The 19,586-nt window shown below is 65.3% G+C and carries 18 protein-coding genes and 2 pseudogenes; 6 read left to right on the top strand and 14 right to left on the bottom strand.

What is annotated here, in order from left to right:
* Nucleotides 1-4: 4 nt before the first annotated feature.
* From araD to KM031_RS16475, 13 genes are all read right to left on the bottom strand, one after another.
* Nucleotides 5-1,738: an L-arabinonate dehydratase gene (araD, locus tag KM031_RS16535; protein WP_215505404.1), complete on the bottom strand. Its 1,734-nt coding sequence runs from the start codon at nucleotides 1,736-1,738 to the stop codon at nucleotides 5-7.
* The gene (locus KM031_RS16530; protein ID WP_215505405.1) at nucleotides 1,735-2,658 is read right to left on the bottom strand and encodes an aldose epimerase family protein; all 924 of its coding nucleotides are present in this window, start codon (nucleotides 2,656-2,658) and stop codon (nucleotides 1,735-1,737) included. Before KM031_RS16530 ends, araD begins: the two co-directional genes overlap by 4 nt.
* A gap of 3 nt (nucleotides 2,659-2,661) precedes the next feature.
* Nucleotides 2,662-3,459: an NAD-dependent epimerase/dehydratase family protein gene (locus tag KM031_RS16525; protein WP_215505406.1), complete on the bottom strand. Its 798-nt coding sequence runs from the start codon at nucleotides 3,457-3,459 to the stop codon at nucleotides 2,662-2,664.
* 1 nt (nucleotide 3,460) lies between these two features.
* Nucleotides 3,461-4,324: an SMP-30/gluconolactonase/LRE family protein gene (locus KM031_RS16520; RefSeq protein WP_215505407.1), complete on the bottom strand. Its 864-nt coding sequence runs from the start codon at nucleotides 4,322-4,324 to the stop codon at nucleotides 3,461-3,463.
* Nucleotides 4,321-5,520 (bottom strand): mandelate racemase/muconate lactonizing enzyme family protein, encoded by a 1,200-nt coding sequence (locus KM031_RS16515; RefSeq protein WP_215505408.1) that lies wholly within the window; start codon nucleotides 5,518-5,520, stop codon nucleotides 4,321-4,323. The genes KM031_RS16520 and KM031_RS16515 overlap by 4 nt, the downstream gene beginning before the upstream one ends.
* Before the next feature lie 80 nt (nucleotides 5,521-5,600).
* On the bottom strand, nucleotides 5,601-6,443 hold the full coding sequence (locus KM031_RS16510; protein WP_215505409.1) for an ABC transporter permease: 843 nt from the start codon (nucleotides 6,441-6,443) through the stop codon (nucleotides 5,601-5,603).
* Between the two features lie 3 nt (nucleotides 6,444-6,446).
* Nucleotides 6,447-7,355 carry an ABC transporter permease gene (locus KM031_RS16505; protein WP_215505410.1) on the bottom strand — a complete coding sequence of 303 codons (909 nt, stop codon included), beginning with the start codon at nucleotides 7,353-7,355 and terminating at the stop codon, nucleotides 6,447-6,449.
* Between the two features lie 3 nt (nucleotides 7,356-7,358).
* Entirely contained in the window at nucleotides 7,359-8,432 is a 1,074-nt protein-coding gene (locus tag KM031_RS16500) for an ABC transporter ATP-binding protein (RefSeq protein WP_215505411.1), read from the bottom strand.
* A 95-nt stretch (nucleotides 8,433-8,527) separates the two neighbouring features.
* Complete coding sequence (locus KM031_RS16495; RefSeq protein ID WP_215505412.1) at nucleotides 8,528-9,715, bottom strand: extracellular solute-binding protein; 1,188 nt, start codon at nucleotides 9,713-9,715, stop codon at nucleotides 8,528-8,530.
* A 79-nt stretch (nucleotides 9,716-9,794) separates the two neighbouring features.
* A complete protein-coding gene (locus KM031_RS16490; protein WP_215505413.1) occupies nucleotides 9,795-10,706 on the bottom strand; it encodes a dihydrodipicolinate synthase family protein in 912 nt (303 codons plus the stop codon).
* Nucleotides 10,707-10,715: 9 nt separating this feature from the next.
* Nucleotides 10,716-11,390, bottom strand: coding sequence for a GntR family transcriptional regulator (locus tag KM031_RS16485; RefSeq protein WP_215505414.1), 675 nt, complete (start codon nucleotides 11,388-11,390; stop codon nucleotides 10,716-10,718).
* 102 nt (nucleotides 11,391-11,492) lie between these two features.
* Complete coding sequence (locus tag KM031_RS16480) at nucleotides 11,493-12,869, bottom strand: sensor histidine kinase (RefSeq protein ID WP_215505415.1); 1,377 nt, start codon at nucleotides 12,867-12,869, stop codon at nucleotides 11,493-11,495.
* Nucleotides 12,870-12,877: 8 nt separating this feature from the next.
* The gene (locus tag KM031_RS16475; protein ID WP_215505416.1) at nucleotides 12,878-13,549 is read right to left on the bottom strand and encodes a response regulator; all 672 of its coding nucleotides are present in this window, start codon (nucleotides 13,547-13,549) and stop codon (nucleotides 12,878-12,880) included.
* Nucleotides 13,550-13,631: 82 nt separating this feature from the next.
* On the opposite strand from KM031_RS16475, the gene KM031_RS16470 reads away from it, so the two are divergent.
* Both KM031_RS16470 and KM031_RS16465 read left to right on the top strand, forming a co-directional pair.
* Entirely contained in the window at nucleotides 13,632-14,708 is a 1,077-nt protein-coding gene (locus KM031_RS16470; protein ID WP_215505417.1) for an ABC transporter substrate-binding protein, read from the top strand.
* A gap of 206 nt (nucleotides 14,709-14,914) precedes the next feature.
* Nucleotides 14,915-15,640, top strand: a pseudogene (locus tag KM031_RS16465) (tripartite tricarboxylate transporter substrate binding protein); the annotation flags it as partial.
* A gap of 251 nt (nucleotides 15,641-15,891) precedes the next feature.
* Here the strand turns inward: KM031_RS16465 and KM031_RS16460 are convergent.
* Nucleotides 15,892-16,920: an IS110 family RNA-guided transposase gene (locus KM031_RS16460; RefSeq protein ID WP_215508073.1), complete on the bottom strand. Its 1,029-nt coding sequence runs from the start codon at nucleotides 16,918-16,920 to the stop codon at nucleotides 15,892-15,894.
* An 80-nt stretch (nucleotides 16,921-17,000) separates the two neighbouring features.
* Here KM031_RS16460 and KM031_RS16455 point away from each other — a divergent pair.
* The 4 genes and pseudogenes from KM031_RS16455 to KM031_RS16440 all read left to right on the top strand — a co-directional run.
* Nucleotides 17,001-17,225 (top strand): annotated as a pseudogene (locus tag KM031_RS16455) (tripartite tricarboxylate transporter substrate binding protein); the annotation flags it as partial.
* Complete coding sequence (locus KM031_RS16450; protein ID WP_215505027.1) at nucleotides 17,222-17,716, top strand: tripartite tricarboxylate transporter TctB family protein; 495 nt, start codon at nucleotides 17,222-17,224, stop codon at nucleotides 17,714-17,716. The pseudogene KM031_RS16455 and the gene KM031_RS16450, both read left to right, overlap by 4 nt.
* A 4-nt stretch (nucleotides 17,717-17,720) precedes the next feature.
* Nucleotides 17,721-19,238 (top strand): tripartite tricarboxylate transporter permease, encoded by a 1,518-nt coding sequence (locus tag KM031_RS16445; RefSeq protein ID WP_215505028.1) that lies wholly within the window; start codon nucleotides 17,721-17,723, stop codon nucleotides 19,236-19,238.
* Nucleotides 19,239-19,408: 170 nt separating this feature from the next.
* Complete coding sequence (locus tag KM031_RS16440; protein WP_215505029.1) at nucleotides 19,409-19,564, top strand: hypothetical protein; 156 nt, start codon at nucleotides 19,409-19,411, stop codon at nucleotides 19,562-19,564.
* Nucleotides 19,565-19,586 lie beyond the last annotated feature (22 nt).

The following is a 19,586-nucleotide window of genomic DNA, read 5'->3' as shown; positions in this document are numbered from 1 at the left end:
TGGATCAATGGATGACGGGTTCATCGACGGGGCCGCCGAAATCGCTGCGCAGAAAGTCGAAGTCGCAGCCCTTGTCGGCCTGTTCGATGTGTTTGTTGAACATGAATCCATAGCCGCGTTCGTATTTTGCCACCGGGGCGACCCAGGCGGCGCGGCGGGCGGCCAGTTCGGCCTCGGGAACCAGCATGTTTAGGCTGCGGGCGGGCACGTCGAGTTCCACCAGATCACCGTTGCGCAGCAGGGCCAGCGGCCCGCCAATCCAGGATTCAGGCGAGACATGCAGCACACAGGCCCCGAAAGACGTGCCCGACATGCGCGCATCCGACAGGCGCACCATATCGCGCAGGCCCAGTTTCAGCAGTGCCTTCGGCATCGGTATCATGCCCCATTCCGGCATTCCCGGCCCGCCTTGCGGCCCGGCATTGCGCAGCACCAGCACGGTATCGGGGGTCATCGGATAATCGGGATCGTCGATGATTGCCTTCAGCGCCGGATAGCTGTCGGCCACCAGTGCCGGTCCGGTATGGCGGTGAAAGCGCGGGTCGCAGGCGGCGGGTTTGATCACTGCCCCCGAAGGCGCAAGATTGCCCTTCAGCACCGCCAGCGAACCTTCGTGGTAGACCGGGTTCGACAGCGGCCGGATCACATCATCGTTCCAGATTGGCACCGCCTCCAACCCCTCGGTCAGCGGTTTGCCGGTGACAGTGATCGCCGCAGGATCGAGCTTGTCGCCCAGCTGTTTCATCAGGGCGCGCAGACCGCCCGCATAATAGAAATCCTCCATCAGATAGAGCGTGCCCGAAGGGCGGATATTGGCCAGAACCGGGGTGCTGCGCCCGATCCTGTCCAGATCCTCCAACGTCAATGGCACCCCGGCGCGGCGGGCCATCGCGATCAGATGGATGATGGCATTGGTGGAACAGCCGGTCGCCATGGCGACAGTGACGGCATTGGTCACGGCGGCGGGGGTGATGATGCGGTCAGGGGTCAGATCCTCCCACACCATTTCAACGGCGCGGCGGCCACATTGGGTCGACATGCGTTGATGGTTGGCATCGGCGGCGGGGATGGACGAGGCACCGGGCAGGATCAGGCCCATCGCTTCGGCAATCGCCGTCATGGTCGAGGCGGTGCCCATTGTCATGCAATGGCCATAAGACCGGGCGATGCCCGCCTCCATGCCCTGCCATTCTTCCCTGGTCACATTGCCCGCGCGGCGTTCATCCCAATATTTGAACATATCGGTGCCGGAGCCGAGGTATTTGCCTGCGTAATTGCCGCGCAGCATCGGACCTGCGGGCAGAAAGACGAAGGGCAGGCCCATGCTGATCGCGCCCATCACCAGCGCCGGGGTGGTCTTGTCGCAGCCGCCCATCAGCACCGCGCCATCGACGGGATGGCTGCGCAGCAGCTCTTCCGTCTCCATCGCCAGCATGTTGCGATAGAGCATGGTGGTGGGTTTGACATAACTTTCCGAGAGCGACAGCGCAGGCAGTTCCAGCGGAAACCCCCCGGCCTGCAGCACGCCGCGTTTGACCCATTCGACCCGATCCTTGAAATGGGTGTGGCAGGGCTGCGCATCGGACCAGGTGTTGATGATGGCGATGACGGGCCGCCCCTCCCAATCCTGCGCATCATAACCCATCTGAAGCGTGCGCGACCGATGCCCGGACGAGCGTTGGTCATCAGGGGCGAACCAGCGGGCAGAGCGCAGCTGGTCATAGGTCTTGCGGGTCATGCGGGCACCTCTTGCGGCAGGGAAGGGCTGGGCTGCGGGCACAGCGGCAGGGCAGATAGGATCAGGCTGCCCGACAGGCTTTGGCCGCGGGCAAGCAGGGTCATCTGGGCGGTGGGCCCCAGGTCGGGGCGGTTCACCGCATCGGGCAGGTGGCTGACGGGTTCGGCGCAGAGCACCGCACGGTCATCGGGCACATAGACATGCAGGTGGCGGAACGCGCCTTCGCCGGCCAGAACCAGCGCGGCCTTGCGGTCGGGCCAGCAGATGCGGGCGCGGCGTGGCGACCAGTCGCTGAAACAGCCATCAAACCACGGCAGATGGTCCAGCGGCTGCGGGGCTGCAGCGGCAAAGGCGGGTTGCGGCGCGGTTTCGGCCAGCGGCAGGCCAAGCGCGTCGCGCTGATGGGCCCCGCGTGCGGCGAAGCTCAGCGTGGTGCCCGCCGGTTTCGGGAACCACGGATGCAGGCCAAGGCCGTAGGGCATCGGGGCCGCCCCGCGATGGGTCAGCGTCAGGGTCAGGCACAGGCCCGTGGTCGACAGCTGAATATCATACCGCAGCCCATAGTGCCACGGAAGGCCATCAACCGCAAAATCCTGTGTCAGCGTGGCGTGATCAACGCCTTGCGACAGCACATCAAAGCCGTGATCGCGGCTGAACCCGTGAATCGCCATGCCCTCTTGCGGGCGGTTCAGCGGCAGCTGATGTACGGCCCCGGCAAAGGAAAACCGGCCCGCCGCGATGCGATTGGCAAAGGGGGCCATGACGAAACAGCCCGCCGTCTGCCCCGCGCCCGCATCGGCCAGCGGCGCAAGGATCGGCAGCCAATCGCCGGTGGGCGCGCACCACTCGGCAGACAGCAGCGTGGCCCCGCGCCGGGGGTCCAGTTGCACACGATACCCATGGGCGGCAAGCGACAGCATCGCCTAGCCCGCGCGGCTGTTGTCTTGCGCGGCAAAGCTGCCGCCCTGATACTGCCGGGTCAGCGCGTCGCCGCGCTCGGGCAGCGGGGCAAAGCGCGCGGCATCATCCTGCGGCACATAACCGATGCGGGCGGCATCATCGCCCTGCCACCAGCGCCCCTGATTGGCCGACACACCCCAGACGATGGCATGGCCGGTCTGCGCCGCCTCGAGTGCCGCAATCACCAGCCGCAGCAGATCGGCCAGCGACAGCCAGGTTGCCAGATGACGCGCCTCGGTCGGGGCGGGCAGGGCCGATCCGATGCGCAGATGCACATTCTCGACTCCGTGTTTGTCGAACATCATCCGGCCCAGCAATTCGCCATAGGCCTTGGACAGGCCGTAATAACCATCGGTCCGGTAGGGATCGTCGGTGCTCAGCACCGTGCCCCGCTCGTAAAACCCGATCGTGTGGTTGGAGCTGGCAAAGATCACCCGTGGCATCCTGTGGCCGGGCAGGGGGGTGCGGGCCGCCTCGAAGATATGGGTCACGCCCAGCAGATTGGGGCCGACGATCTGCGCCCAGGGCTTTTCAACGCTGATGCCGCCAAAATGCAGCACGGCATCGCAGCCCGCCAGCAGATCGGCCACCGCGCCGGCATCGGCCAGATCGGCGGGGTGAAAGCTGGCCCCCTCGGGCAGCGGATCGGGAAACGCCACGATGTCGGACAGGCGCAGGCGATAGCCTTGCGCCGCAAGCGCCGGGGCCAGAAAGCGGCCCAATGTGCCCGAAGCCCCGGTCAGCACCAGTAATTTGCCCATGTTACAGCCCTTTCATCCGTGACACCGCCGCGCCCGCCACCGGGCTGTCGGCCAGAAACAGCCCGCCGGACTGCGCCGTATCTGCACCCAGCCGATGCGAGGTGACGGCGATCTGCCGCAGGTCGGGGCCGCAGAAACAGGGCATCGTCGGGCTGGGCACCGGCAGGGGCACGCGGTCGGTCAGCGCGCCATCCGGGGCAAATCGGTTCAGCACCCCGGCCGAGACACCCGCACTCCAATACCCGCCCTCGGCATCGGTGGCACCGCCATCCGGTCGGCCCGTTGCCTCGTCCAGATCATGCAGACGCTGCCGCGCCGACAGTGTGCCCTCTGCCGGATCAAAGGCGTAACGGTCGATCCACGGGCCACGGGAATCGCTGTGAAACATGGATCGACCATCCGCCGACCAGGCCAGCCCGTTGGAAATCTCGAACCCCTCCGCCATCACCTGCGCCGCGCCCGAAGCCGGAATGCGATAAAGCCGCGATATCGGCTGGCGCACCGCCCGGCCATCCATGCTGCCGACCCAGAACGCGCCATCGGGGCCAACCTTGCCATCATTCAGGCGCGAGCTGGCGGGTTCGTCAAAGCCAGACCACAGCGGGCTGCGCGTGCCGGTATCAGGGTCGAACAGATCCACCGCGCGGGCCTGCGCCACCACCAGTCGGCCACTGTCACAAAGGCCGAGCGCCGTCACTTCGGACCCGAAGCTCCATTGACGGCGCGGCCCGTCGTCCAGGCCGATCTCGTGGATGCGCCCTGCCGGAATGTCGCACAGGAAGATCACGCCGCGCCGGTCATCCCAGACCGGGCTTTCCAGCAGCGTGCCGCGCAGATCCGCGATGCAGCGAAACGGGCCCATCATGTGGCCGTCGTGCTGCGGCGGATCACATCGGGATGGCGCAGCACATGGTCCGACAGTTCCAGCCCCAGCCCCGGCCCCTCGAACGGGTAGATCATGCCCTGTTCGATGCGCGGCATCACCGTCACCAGATCCCGATACCACGAGGTGTAATAGGCGCGCACCGATTCCTGATACACCGCATTGGGCGCGTTCAGCGCAAGGTGGATCGAGGCGGCAAATACCACCGGGCCGGTGCAATCATGCGGCGCAATCGGGCGCTGGAAGGTTTCGGCCATGGTGGCGATCTTTTTCGCCTCGGACAGACCGCCGCACCATGAAATGTCCAGCATCACATAATCCACCGCCTCGGCGCGCAGCACATCGAGGAATTGCGCGCGCGTGGCCATCGTCTCGGAGGCGCAGACCGGCAGGCCCGAGCGCTGTGCGTAGGTGGCAAGCGCCTGCGGATTGGTCATCTTGATCGGGTCTTCGGCCCAGAACGGGTTGAAGGGGCGCAGCCCGCGCGCGATGGTCAGCGCCGAGGTCAGATCCCACATCGAATGCAGCTCGACCATGACCTCCATCCTGTCGCCCACCGCATCGCGGATCTGGCGGAACGGCAGCAGCGCCTGATCGAGTTCCGATGCGTGGATGAAATTGCCGCCATTCGCCACGGCGAAGGGATCGAACGGCCAGATCTTCATCGCGGTGATGCCTTCGGACAGCAGGCTTTCGGCCAGCGCTCCGGCGTCGCGGTGAAAGGCGATCTGATCCTCGTAGGGGCCTTCGCTGGCGGCATCCTTGTCGCCGATGTAGCGGCGGGTGCCCTGTTTGTTGTAGGTATAGCCGGCGCAGGTGTTGTAGGTGCGGATCGCCGGGCGCGACAGGCCGCCCAGCATCTGATGCACCGGCAGGCCCGCCACCTTGCCGAACAGATCCCACAGCGCGATGTCGATGGCCGAGGCGGCGCGGATTTCCACCCCGGACGAGCGGAAGCCGACATAGGGTTCCAGCAGAAGTTTCGAAATGCGGTCGATCTGTAGTGGATCCTGCCCGATCAGCTGCGGCGCCACATCGCTGTGGATGTAGGCGGCAACGGCATGGGCGCCGCGGAAGGTCTCGCCCAGGCCGATGAGGCCCTCATCCGTGTGCAGCCGCACCCAGAGGATATTGTTCAGATGCGGCAGCTGGACGGTTTCGATGGCGGTGATTTTCATGGGAGTACCGATTGGGATTCCAAGGGTCGGGCCGAAGATGCGGCGCGGGTCGAAGAGGGCGGCGGGCCGCCCCCGCAAGATCACTGCGCCGAAGGCTGGCGGTTGCGTGCCACGATCTGCGTCGGGTTGACGAAGCGCAGCGCGATCAGCAGCCAGATCAGCGAGGTGATCATGTAGATCACCGCCATCGCGTCGATCGACTGGACCGACCGCACCCCCGCCGCAAAGACGGAATAATAAAGCGCGACAACAAGGGTCTGGCTGGTCGGCCCGGCGGTGAGGAAGGTCAGCTCGAACATCGCGACGGTGCGCACCAGCACCAACAGCATCGCGGCCAGAATGCCGGGGATCAGCATGGGCAGCAGCACATGGCGGAACAGCTTGAACGTGCCCGCGCCAAACACCCGCGCCGCCGCCTCGATCTTCGGGTCGATCTGTTCGATGAACGGAATCATCACCAGGATCACGAAGGGCACGGTGGGCACCAGATTGGCCAGAACCACCCCCCAGAAGGTGCCACCGACACCGACCTTGTAGAGCACCGTCGCCAGCGGAATCCCGAAGGTGATCGGTGGCACCAGCAGCGGTAGCAGGAAGATCAGCATGACGATCTTCTTGCCGTAGAAATCGCGCCGCGCCATCGCATAGGCCGCCGTCACACCCAGCAGGCCCGACAGCAGCACCACCGTCAGCACGATCTGGAAGGTGACGACCAGCACATGATCCAACTGGAATTCGGCCCAGGCGGCGGCATACCAGCGTGTCGTGAACCCGTCCGGGAACCAGGTGCCCAGCCAGCGCGTGCCAAAAGACGAGGTGAGAACGGCGAGGATGACCGCCAGCACGTTCAGCACGAAAAACCCGGTGATCAGCCAGACAGCGGCGATCCAGAGTTTGGAGAGTGGAGAGGTATCGCGGATCATGGGTCAGCCTTTCCCGCCCGCGGTCGAGCCGCGGTAGAACAGTGAACGAAGGCCCAGCAGCGCCATCACGACCAGAAGCTGCACCAAGGCCATGATCATGGCGATGGCCGAGGCCATGGAGTCGTCATATTGCTCGAAGGCGGCTTGGGCGGCGGCGATGGAGATCACCCGTGTGGGGCCGGAGGGCGCGCCCAAGAGCACCGCCGAAGGGAACACGGCAAAGGCCTGCACGAAGCTGAGACAGGAGGCGACCACCAGCCCCGGCACCAGCAGCGGCAGCATCACATGGCGAAAGCGTTGCCAGGCATTGGCGCCATGGGTGGCCGCCGCCCGCTCCAGCGCCGGGTCGATGCCGGTGACATAAGACAGCGTGAGCAGGAAGGTGAAGGGAAACACCGTGATGACCAGCGAAACCAGCACACCCCAGTAATTGTTGGTCAGCTTCAAAGGGTTTTCAATCAGGCCAAGCCCCATCAGCGACCGGCTGAACCAGCCCTGCGGACCCAGATAGTTCAGCAGGCCTTCGGCGATCAGCACCGTGCCCAGCGTCACCGGCAGCACAAGGATGGTGGTCAGCAGCCGCTGACGCTCCATCAGCCGCACCCGCAGCGCAATCGGCACCGCCAGTGCCACGCTCATCACCGTGACGGGGATGGCCAGCCAGAGCGTCGCGCCGATGGTCTTGTAGAGATAGGGGTCCGAGAAGAACTTGCGGTAATTGGCCAGTGCACCGCCGCCCTCCAGCGGGTTGAACGACAGCACGAGGCCATAGAGGAAGGGATAAATGAACACCGCGATCACGAACAGCAGCGCGGGCAGGATCAGCAGCGTCACGCCATCAACGCCGTGATTGGCCAGCCGCTGACGCAGGCTTGGGACGGCGGGCGGGGCGGAAATGTGCGGGGCGGCCATGGCTCAGCCCCGCCCGGCAAACACGAGCGCGCGCCCGGCGTCGATGGCCAGACTGACGCGGCTGCCCGGTGCCACATTGCGCGGCCCGTGGAAGATCAGCTCCATGCCGCTGTCGGACCGCGCGGTGCCGACATGCTCGCGCCCGCGATATTCGATGGTTTCGACCACGGCCTGAAGTGTGTTCTGGCCATCGGCGGTGTCGATCACGTCATCGCCGCGCGCCGCCAGAACCGCCGTCTCGCCGGGGGTCAGCAGATCCATCGCCCGGCCCGAAATCTCGGTGCCGTCAACGGCCAGCGTCGCCACGCCATTTTCGACGCGGATCACCTTGCCGCTGAGCCGGTTGCGATAGCCCATGAACTCGGCCACATCGAGGTATTTCGGGCTTTCATACAGCTCATGCGGGGTGCCCACCTGCCGGATCGCGCCATCGCGCAGCACCACGATGCGGTCGGCCAGCGACAGCGCCTCGTCCTGATCATGGGTGACATAGATGGTGGTTGCGCCCAGCTGGTTGTGGATGCGGCGGATTTCGGCGCGCATTTCCAGCCGCAGCTTGGCGTCGAGGTTCGACAGCGGTTCATCCATCAGCACCAGCGGCGGTTCGATCACGATGGCGCGGGCGATGGCGACGCGCTGCTGCTGGCCGCCTGACAGCTGTCCGGGCAGTTTGTCGCCCTGGCCTTGCAGCCGCACCAGCGCCAGCGCCGCCTCGGCGCGGCGGGTGATCTCGTCCTTGGCAATGCCGCGCATCTTGAGGCCGAAGCCGACATTCTGCAGCACCGTCATATGCGGGAACAGCGCGTAATTCTGGAACACCATGCCAAAGCCGCGCTCTTCGGGCTTCAGCTGGTCGATGCGGCGGTCGTCGATATAGATGCCGCCGCCGGTGGTGCCCAGCAGTCCGGCGATACAGTTCAGCGCCGTCGATTTTCCGCAGCCCGAGGGGCCGAGCAGGGCGATGAATTCGCCCTTGCCGATCATCAGATCAATCTCGTTCAGCGCATTGAACGCCCCGAACGAGCGGCTCAGACGGTCGAGCCGGAGGTGGGTGAAAGACGTGGAGGCAAGCGACATTCGCAGAGTTCCCATGCTGGGTGAAGCAGGCGCTGACCGCTGCGAGCGGAAAAGACCGGCTCGCAGCGCGCGTTTGTGCAGGGTTGGATCGGGGATCAGCCGGCCGCCACGTCTTCGTCCCAGCGGCGGAAAGCAGTGACCAGCGCCTCGGGCTCCAGCGGCAGCTCGATCGGGTGGTTGGCAATCCAGTCCTCGTATTCGGGACGACCGAATTTCGCGATGATGTCCTGGCTTTCCTGCGGTGCCATCGACAGCGGCACATCCTTGACCGCCGGACCGGGATAGAAATAGCCGGAATCATAGGAATAGGCCTGCTGTTCCGGTTGCAGCGCGAATTTGATGAACTCCATCAGCACCGCCACCTTGTCTTCGGCCACCCCCTTGGGGATCGAGAAGTAATGCGCGTCGCAGACCCAGTGGAAGCCGTCCAGCTTGGCCACCTTGAACTCTTCTGGCACCACGCCAAGCGCGCGCGGGTTGATGTCCCAGCCGGTGGTCGTCACCGTCATGTCGCGGGTGCCTTCGCCCAGTTCCTTCATCAGCGCGCCGGTGCCTGCCGGGTAATACTCGATGTATTTGTGCAGCTCTTTCAGATAGGCCCAGGTCTTGTCCCAGCCATTCTGCGGATCCTTCGGATTGCTGTCGCCCAGCAGATAGGGCAGGCCCATCAGGAAGGTGCGCCCCGGGCCGGAGTTTGCCGGGCGGGCATAGATCAGCTTGTTGGGGTTTTCTCTGGCCCAGGCCAGTAGCTCTTCGGCGGTTTTTGGCGGGGTTGCGACCTTGGCGGGATTGTATTCGATCAGCGGCCCCGACGGGTAATAGGAAATCACCACGCCCTTGCCCTGCGACAGGCCCTGCATCCGCCAGGCCGGTTCCAGATAGGTGGCCTGAAGATCGGGCAGGCCCGCATCCGGCAGCGCGATGATGTCGGTCCAGATGTCATCGGCCAGCCCGGCCGACAGCGCATCCGGGCCGATGATCACCAGATCAATGTCGATGCGGTTGGCGCGTTGCTGCGCCTTGATCTTGCCGGGCAGTTCCGGCGACGGGGCCTTGTTGAAGGTGAAACCCGACACCAGTTCGGGGCGCGCCGCCGCGAAATTGTCGAAGATCTTCTGCGTCAGGGCCAGATTGCCCGCGGCGTCGATCACGTTCAGCGCGACCGGCGAGCTGGGCAGTTTGGACGCCTGCGCCCAGACCGCGCCCTTTGGCAACAGCAGCCCCGCCCCGGTGGCCGCGCCTGCGGCGGCGATGAACCCACGGCGTGATAGTGGTCTTGTCATGATCGTTCCTCCCATGTCGTGTTGCAGTGATCTGCCGCGCCCCATCCCTCCCGGCTGTGGTGCGGCGGTCTTGTGCCGGTCAGACCAGCCCGTCGTTCTCCCATCCGGCCAGAAGCTGATGCAGCCTTGCGCGGTCTGCCGGATCCAGCCGGGTCAGGCCGGGCAGGCGCACCGCGCCCATGGCAAGGCCGCGGATCTGAAGCGCCTCTTTCACCACGGTGACATTGGCGCCGTTGCGGTATTGGGTGCGCATCGTCTCGAACTCGGCGATACTGTCGACGATGGCGCGGGCGCGGGCATAATCGCCCGCCTCCAGTGCGGTCCACACCGCCATCGACCGGGCCGGGGCCACATTGACCAGCCCCGAGGTGAAACCCTTGCCGCCAAGCGCATAGAAGGGCAGGGCCCAGGTTTCGGCCAGCCCGCAGATCCAGATCGCTTCGCTGCCTTTGGTGGCGCGGGCGCAATCGGCAAACAGCAGGGTGTTCTGCGAGGCGAATTTTACGCCCAGGATGCGCGGATGCGTGGCCAGCCGGGCCAGTTCGTCGACCGCAATCGCATCGGATCGCACATAGGCCACCACCGGCAACTCGATCGCCTCGGCCACGCCGATGAAATAATCCACCTGCCCATGTGGCGCGGCAAAGGGGTCCAGCGGGTGATGCACCATCACCCCATCCGCGCCGGCGGCCTTGGCCGCCCGCGCAATGGCAATCGCTTCACGCAGCGACCGCCCCGCCGCCGCCGTGATGGCGGAACGCCCGGCATTGGCCTCGATTGCAATCGATTGCAGCCGGATAACCTCATCCACCGTCAGGCTGTAGAATTCGCCGGTATTGCCACCGGTGACAATGTTGTGGATGCCCGCTGCCGCAATGCCGTCAACGATCCGCGCCGTCAGGGCGGCATCAATCTCGCCCGCGCTGTCATAGGCAGTCGCGTGCACACCCGAGATGCCATGCAGCACCCGGCGATAAGCCTTCAATTCCATGTAATCCTCCTAAGGAGCCGGTTTGAAAACCAGCTCGATATGCGTCTTCCCGGCGGATACGATATGTTCGCGCATCAGCCGTTCGGCTTTGTCCTCGTCCCGCGCCACGATGGCCTGCATGATCTGCTCGTGTTCCGCAAAGGACGCCCGCCGCACCTCCTCGCGCGACAGGACCGTGATCCGGGCGGCATGGTCATACATGCGCTGTGCATTTTGCAGCCGGCGCAGGTATTCGCAGCCCGAGGCATCGTGAATGGCATCGTGGAACCGTTCGTTCAGCACGATCAGTTCCTGAGTATCTGCGGCCTCGACGGCGAGGCGCATATCCTTGATGACGGCGCGCAGACCGTCGAAATCCGCCTCGGTGCCATGTTTGGCGGCCTGCCGGGCGATGATGCTTTCCAGCGCGGCGCGCGCCAGCGTCATTTCTTCTGCCTGACGCGGGTTGAAGGTGACGAAGGTGCCGCGCCGGGGTTCGGTGCGCACCAGACCTTCGCCCTCCAACTGGCGCAGCGCCTCTTTCAACGGGCTGGTGCTGATCTCCAGATCCGCGGCCAGTTGCCGTTCATTGAGCTTTTGCCCCGAGGCGAGCCGACCCGAGATGATCGCCTCGCGCAGTTGTTCATGCACATGATCGCGCAGGGATTTGAGCTTTATCGGCTCCAGTGAGGTGGCATCGCTCATGCTGTGGCTGATCCCGGATTGGTGGTGCGAATCTTGGTGCTGAGGTGTTTTAACAAACCCCGGCGTGATAGGTCAACATCTGATACATCAGACATCAGATGTTTATGGCGGCATCGGAAACACCATCCGTGCCAGCAGCCCGCGCCCGCCGCTGCCCTCGGTCAGCAACAGCCGACCACCAAACAGTGCCGCGATTTCTTCGACCACCGGCAGGCCCAGCCCCATGCCCGGCTCCTGGGTGTCGCCACGCGCAAAGCGGCTGACGGCGGCGGCGCGGGCGGCGGGCGGGATGCCGGGGCCGTTATCCTCGACCTCCAGCGCCGCGCCTTCGGGCCGCAACTGCACCCGCACCGTGACCACCGCGCCGCGCCCGGCGTGCAGGATGGCGTTGGAGATCAGGTTGCGCAGCGCCTCGCCCAGCAGCAGCGGTTCGGCCAGAATGGCCAGCGGGCCTTGCCCCTCGAACCCGAGGTCGATGCCGGATTCGGCGGCGGCGGGAATATGTTCTGCCGTCAGGTCGCGGGCAAAGGCGGCCAGATCCAGCGGCAGCGTGACCGGGCCACTGCTGCCCGCCGCCTCGACCTTGGCCAGCAGCAGAAGCTGCGTCAGGATCCGGTCGGCATGGGCCAGTGCGGCATCGCCCTTCGCCGCCGCCGCCTGCGCCTCGGCCAGGGTTGCCGCCCGACCTGCCAGCGCCAGTTGCGTGCGCACCACCGTCAGCGGCGTGCGCAGCTGATGCCCGGCATTGCCAGTGAAGTTGCGCAGCCCGTCCAGCGCCGATTTCAGCCGCCGCATGAAGGAGTTGACGGTTTCCACCAGCCCGCGCACCTCGGAGGGCACGGCGGTTTCCACCGGGCTGAGGTCATCGGGGCTGCGTTCGGCAATCGCCTCGCCCAGACGATACAGCGGTTGCAGCGACAGCGTGACCGCGACCCAGACGATCAGCGCCGCGCCCGCGATCATGCCCGCCAGCCGCAGGGCCGAGCGCAGCAGGATCTGCCGGGTCAGCTGTTCGCGGGCATGGGTCGTTTCGGCCACCGTCACCACGAAGGGCACCTCGTCGATCCCGGTCGAGGCGGCGCGGGCAAGGCTGGCCACCCGCACCGGCACGCCGCGAAACAGGCCATCGGCAAAGGCGGGCGCCCCGCCCTGTGCGGCGGCGGCCACCGGCAGGTCGGCATAGCCCGTCACGATCTGGCGCGGCGGCCCGTCCACGCGGTAGAACACCCGGTCCTGCGCGGCAGAGCTGAGCATTTCCAGCGCGCCATACGGAATGTCGATGGTCAGGCGGCCATCCTCGGCCAGCGCCGCCCGTTCCGCGATCACCAGCGCCGATCCGGCCAGCACCCGGTCGGCCAGCGCATTGGCGGTCCGCACCGCCTCGCGCCAGGTGTCGATCAGCGCGGCGGTGCCCAGAACGGCGGTGGCAATCAGCAGCCAGGCCAGCAGGCGGCGGCGCAGCGAATAGCTGGTGGGCAAGCCACGCCTCAAGGGGCGGCCCGATCCAGAAAATAACCGATGCCGCGCGCGGTTTTCACCGTCAGCCCCAGCGGCCCCAGCCGTTTGCGCAGGCGGCTCACATATTGTTCGATGGCATTGGCCGACAGATCATCCTCCAGCGAGGTGAGCGATTGCACGATGGCCTCGCGGGGCACCACCTTGCCCGCGCGCATCATCAGCAGCTCCAGCAATCCGCGTTCGCGGGCGGGCAGATCCAGCGGCGCGCCCCCGGTCGAAAAGCTGCGCGCCGTCAGATCGAAATCCAGATCGCCAAAGGCGATGGTCGAGGTCTTCAACCCGGCCTGACGGCGCAAGAGCGAGCGGACGCGCGCCTCGAACTCGCCAATATCAAAGGGTTTGATCAGATAGTCATCCGCGCCCAGATCAAGGCCCCGCACCCGTTCTTCGGGCGCGCCGCGCGCGGTCAGGATCATCACCGCCGCGCCGTTGCGCCGCGCCCGCATGGCGCGTAGCACATCCAGCCCATCCATCTGCGGCAGGTTCAGATCGAGGATCACCAGATCAAAGCTTTCAGCCAGCGCCAGCGCCTCGGCTGACGCCCCATCATGCACCACATCCACCGCATAGCCGGTCTGGCGCAGCAGCGCCGCCAGACCTTCGGCCAGCGACAGATTGTCTTCCACCAGCAGAATGCGCACCCGGTTCTCCCTTGCCTCTGCGGGCAGACTAGCCAAGCGCGGCAGGCTTGTGAACCGGGCACGGCTCGGGCAAGGTTCTGCCATGCGGTTTGCCCCTTGCCTGCTTGTGTTGTGCCTGTTGGCCCTTGGCCCCGCCCCGGCGCGGGCCGAGGTGGCAGAGTTTGCCGCCCCCGCAGGGGATGGCGACCAGCAGCTTGTGATCTATTCCTCGCTGGATACTGATCTGGCTGCGCCGCTGATCACCGCCTTTCAGGCGCGCAATCCCGGTGTGGCGGTGCGCTATGAGGATCTGCTGACCGGCACGCTGCATGACCGGATCGTGGCCGAAACCGGGGCAGGGGGGGTGACGGCGGATTTCGCCTTTTCTTCGGCGATGGATCTGCAGGTGAAGCTGGCGAATGACGGTTATGCCCGCGCCGTCATCACCGCTGACACGCCTGCCTGGCCCGACTGGGCCAATTGGCGCGACACCGTCTATGCGCTGACCTTTGAACCGGCGGTCTTTGCCTATCACGGGCCCAGCTTTGCGGATACCCCGCCGCCCGCCACCCGCGCGGATCTGATCCGCTGGATTGCCGATCACCCTGATCAGGCGCAGGGCCGCGTCGGCACTTATGATATTGCGCGCTCGGGCGTGGGCTATCTGTTTCTGGCGCGCGATCAGGATCTGTATCCCGGCATCTGGTCGGTGGTGACGGCGATGGGCCGGGCGGGGGTGCGGCAATATCCGACCTCGGGCGAGTTGCTGGAACGCATCGCCGATGGGCGGCTGGCCTTCGGTTATAACCTGCTCGGCTCCTATGTGGCGGAATGGGCGCGCCAGCACCCGGATGTCGGGCTGATCCTGCCGCGCGATTTCACCGTGGTCGTCTCACGCGTGGCGCTGGTGCCCGAAGCGGCGGCTTCGCCAGAGCTGGGCAGCGCCTTTCTGGCCTTTCTCATGTCGCCTGACGGGCAGATGCTGTTGTCAAAGACCCTGCGCCTGCCTGCCGTCAGTCTGGAAGTGGCAGGCCAGACCAGCCCGGCAGGCGGGATGCAGGATCTGAGCGGGCTGCGCCTGAAGCCGGTGCCGGTCAGCCCCGGCCTGCTGGCCTATCTCGATCAGGCGACGCGGCAGCGGCTGATTGCGCGCTGGAACCGGGCGCTGTCAGGAAAATAACGCGCCGCTTCACATTCTGCCCGGATATTCCGCAGAATCCGGTTAGCATGTCAGGTGGATGACAGCTTTCTATGCTGGAAAGAGATCAAGCCTGTGGAGGCAGGCTCGGGACCATCCGCCGCTTTGGGAGAAGCGCCGGACCTCATCAAAAAGACATCAGACACCCGGACCGCGCGATGCGGGCCCCGGCATCCGTGGAGGAACACATGAAACATTTCATTCTCGCAGGCCTGCTGGCCACTGTCGCAGCCTTTCCCGCTGTTGCCGATTACACCATCATCGCCCCGGCGAACCCCGGCGGCGGCTGGGATCAGACCGCCCGCACCATGCAGACCGTGATGCAGGACGAAGCGATTTCGCCGTCGGTGCAGGTGCAGAACGTGCCGGGCGCCGGGGGCACCATCGGGCTTGCGCAATTCGCCAGCCAGAACAAGGGCAATGCCGATGCGCTGATCGTGGGCGGCTATGTGATGGTCGGCGCGATCCTCACCAATGCCTCGCCGGTCAGCCTTGCCGATGTGACGCCGATTGCCCGCCTGACCGGCGAGTATGAGGCGATCGTGGTGCCCGCGGCCTCGCCGATCCAGGACATGCAGGGCCTTGTGGCCGCGCTGAAGGCCGATCCGGGTGCGGTCAGCTGGGCCGGCGGTTCGGCAGGCGGGGCCGACCACATCGCCGTCGGTCTGATTGCCAAGGCGGCCGAGGTCGATCCGACCAAGATCAACTACATCGCCTATTCCGGCGGGGGCGAGGCGCTGGCGGCCATTCTGGGCAATCAGGTGACGGCAGGCATTTCGTCGCTGGGCGAATTCCAGGCTCAGGTCGAGGCGGGCACGCTGCGCCTGCTGGCCGTGTCTTCCGCCGAACGCATCGAAGGTGTGGATGCGCCGACGCTGAAGGAAGCCGGGCTGGATGTCGAAATGCATGTGTGGATACCCCCGCTTACGCAAGTATTTTTTGTGATCTTCGCGAGCAAGTGACCGGCTGCTAACATGTGTAAGGCCTTCATGCGCGGCCGTTCGTGCCGCTGGCCGGGATGGTGATGCGCGGATGGAGGCCATATCAGAACTGCGAGCTCGAAGCTCTTTGCCTTTCCCTGGCTGCCCCACCCCGATCGGTCGATCTTTTGCCCATACGAGATCAGTGCTCTACTTGCGTCACCGACGCTCCTGACAGGACGCGGTCAGCAGACCGCCCCCGCAGGATCCCTGTAAACGTCCTTTCGTGTCATGATGGCCCAGATGATCCTGGCGAGCTTGTTGGCCAGAGCGATGGCGGTCAGCATCCGCGATTTACATGTAAGCATCCGCGCCAGCCATGATCCGGGCTTTCCACCGTTCCGACCCCTCCAGTGGATAATCGACATCGCGCCGCTTATCAGCAACCTGCGGATGTCGCGCTGCCCCATTTTCGAAGTTCGACCCAAGCGCTGCTTGCCTCCACTGGAGTGCTGCCGGGGAACAAGCCCGAGCCAGGCAGAGAAATCCCTGCCACGCGCAAAGCTCTCCATGGCCGGAGCGAAAGCTTCGACGGCCATAGCCGTGACCGGCCCGACCCCCGGAATGGTGCGCAGGCGCTGTGCCATCTCATGCACCTTGGCCTGCTCGTCGATCTGCCTTTCCAGATCTTCGATTTCGCCAGCGGTCTGGGCGATCCGGTCCAGATAAATGGCCCCGACCTTTCGCACCACATGAGGAAGCGTGTTTGTCACATCGTCGAGAACGCTGATGAACGGATCAATTGATCGACGACCTCCCGCCACGATGACCCCATGCTCTGCCAGATGGGCTCGAAGCGCGTTCATTAGCTGGGTCTTTTGCGTCAGCAGCAGTTCGCGTGTCCGGAACAGCATGGCAAGGGCCTGCTGCTCCTGCGATTTGACTGGCACCGTGCGCATCGCTGGTCTCAGTGCCGCTTCGACAATAGCCTCAGCGTCGTTGGCATCGTTTTTCTGGCGCTTCACAAAAGGTTTCACGTAGATCGGTGGTATCAAACGAACGTTGTGTCCGAGGGCAGTCAGTTCACGTGCCCAGTGGTGCGAGGTTGCGCAAGCCTCCATCGCGACCACGCAGGGCTTGATCTGTGACATGAAGGACAGGAAACGAGTGCGCGGCAGCCGCTTTCTGATGACGGCTCGCCCGTCTGAATTTGCGGCGTGAACCTGAAAAACGCTCTTGGCCAGATCGACCCCGACTATGGTAATCTCGTCCATGGACACCTCTCCTCTGTGGCGATTTCGACATCACCACCATGGCACATTGCGATGCCGTCGGGCGGGGGTGTCCACCCCATCAGAACTGGCGCATGGTTGCCGCCGCACCGGGCCTGAGCGACGAACAGAAGGCCAAGGTTTCGGCAGATATCGAGAAGATGGTGAAATCGGCAAGCTGGCAGGAACAGCTGGCGGCAAAGGGCTGGGCCGACACCTATCTGTCGGGCGCGGATTTCGATGCGCAGCTCAAGGCTGACATCACCGCCACCGAAGCCGTTCTCAAGGACATCGGTCTGGTGAAATGAACATTCCACAATTTGCAAAGGAGCGTCGCCCGGATCGGGCGGCGCTGATCATCGCGGTGGGGCTTGCGGTCCTGGGCGCGGTGCTGCTGTGGGACAGCGCAAGGCTGGCCGATCTGGGCGGCTATTCCGGGGTCGGCCCGGCCAGCGTGCCGCGGGTTGTTGGCGGCTGTCTGATCCTGCTGGCGGTCTGGACCGCCATTGAAGCCTGGCGGGGCGATTTTCCGGCCCGTCCGCGCCAACAGGTCGGCCCGGTGGTCTGGATCATCGCGGGGCTTGCGGCGCAGTTGCTGTTGCTGAACGTGGCGGGATTCTCGATTGCCACGGGTGTGTTGTTCGCCTTTACCGCCCGCGCCTTCGGCAAACGCAAGCTGGCCGTCACCATCCCGATCGGGATCGTGTTCGCCTTTGTGGTCTGGGTCGTGTTTTCGCAGCTCTTGATGTTGCACCTGCCAGCGGGGCCGCTGGAACATCTGTTCTTCCCCGGAGGCTGAGACCATGGGCGCGTTCGATTTCCTGTTGCAGGGCCTCGCGGTTGCCGCCGAACCGATGATGCTGATGTATGCGCTGATCGGCGTGACGCTGGGCACGGCGGTCGGCGTCTTGCCCGGCATCGGCCCGGCGCTGACCGTGGCGCTGCTGCTGCCGGTCACCTACCGGCTTGATCCGGCAGGCTCGCTCATCATGTTTGCGGGTATCTATTATGGCGGCATGTATGGCGGCTCCACCACCTCGATCCTGCTGAACACACCGGGCGAAAGTGCCTCGATCATCACGGCGCTGGAGGGCAACAAGATGGCCCGCAAGGGCCGGGGCGGCCCGGCCTTGGCCACGGCGGCCATCGGGTCTTTCGTGGCGGGGCTGATTGCCACGCTGCTGCTGGCCTTCCTCGCGCCTTCGGTGGTCAAGCTGGCGCTGATCTTCGGGCCGCGGGAATATTTCGCGCTGATGGTTCTGGCCTTCATCACCGTGTCCTCGGCCTTTGGCGATTCCACGCTGCGCGGTCTGACCTCGCTGTTCGTCGGCCTGGCGCTGGCCTGTATCGGCATCGACCAGCTGACCGGGCAGGCGCGCATGTCCTTTGGCGTGCCCGAACTGCTGGACGGCATCGAAGTGACCACGCTGGCCGTGGCCATGTTCGCCGTGGGCGAGGCGCTGGCGATTGCCGGGGCGGGCGCACGGCCGGATGACGAGGTTCTGGCGGTCAAGGGGTCGGTCTGGATGACGCGCGCCGATTGGGCGCGGTCGTGGAAACCCTGGCTGCGCGGCACCTTCATCGGCTTTCCCATCGGGGCTATGCCCGCAGGCGGGGCCGAGATCGGCACCTTCCTCAGCTATGCGACCGAAAAGAAGCTGGCCAAACACCCCGAAGAGTTCGGTCACGGCGCCATCGAGGGCGTGGCAGGCCCCGAGGCCGCCAACAACGCCTCGGCGGCAGGCACGCTGGTGCCGCTGTTGACGCTGGGCCTGCCCACCACGGCCACGGCGGCGATCATGCTGGCCGGCTTCCAGCAGTTCGGTCTGCAACCGGGGCCGCTGCTGTTTGCCACCAATCCCGGGCTGGTCTGGGGGCTGATCGCCTCGCTGCTGATTGCCAACTTCATGCTGCTGGTGCTGAACCTGCCGCTGATCGGCTTGTGGGTAAAGCTGCTGACCATCCCGCGCCCGTGGCTCTATGCCGGGATCCTGCTGTTTGCGACGCTGGGCACCATCGGCGCCAACCCCTCCACCTTCGAGCTGGGCATGTTGCTGGGCTTCGGTGTGCTGGGCTATGTGATGCGGCTGTTCGGCTATCCGATTGCGCCCATCGTGGTCGGCCTGATCCTGGGTCCGATGGCGGAACAGCAACTGCGCCGCGCGCTGGCCATCAGCCAGGGCGACTGGACCTCGCTGGTCTCTTCGCCGGTGGCGGCGGGGCTGCTGCTGATCGCGGCGCTGGCGCTGATCGTACCGCTGATCCTGCGCGCTCGTGGCAAGGGGCAAGTGCTGTCGCAGCTGGCAGGCGACGAAGACTGACCTGCATCTCCCTGTCCGGCCAGATCCGGGCAGGGGATACCCACATCAGGCTGCCCCTGCTGCCATGAGCGCAGCGCATGGCGGCTTTGCCCGATGCTGCGTTGCAGCGACGGCAAAACAGGCCCATCTATTGCGCATCGCACCCTGCGATACAGTAGAAAGGCTAAAAAATGTCCCGCGTTGTTTCCATCGTGTCCGAGGCTTTTGCGATCCTGGGCGCTGCCCTCGAAGCCGCAGCTGCCGTGCGTATCGGTGCAAAACCCTCGCCGGCGGCCCTGCGCCAGCTGGGCATCGTTGCCGCCGATTTCCCCAAACTGCGCGCCTGATCTTCCAGGCTGCGCCGGGTCC

The sequence above is a fragment of the Gemmobacter fulvus genome, from assembly GCF_018798885.1.
In the GTDB taxonomy this organism is placed as follows: Bacteria; Pseudomonadota; Alphaproteobacteria; order Rhodobacterales; family Rhodobacteraceae; genus Gemmobacter; species Gemmobacter fulvus.
The sequence above is the reverse complement of the archived record's forward strand: the minus strand, read 5'-3'. Positions and strand labels throughout refer to the sequence as shown.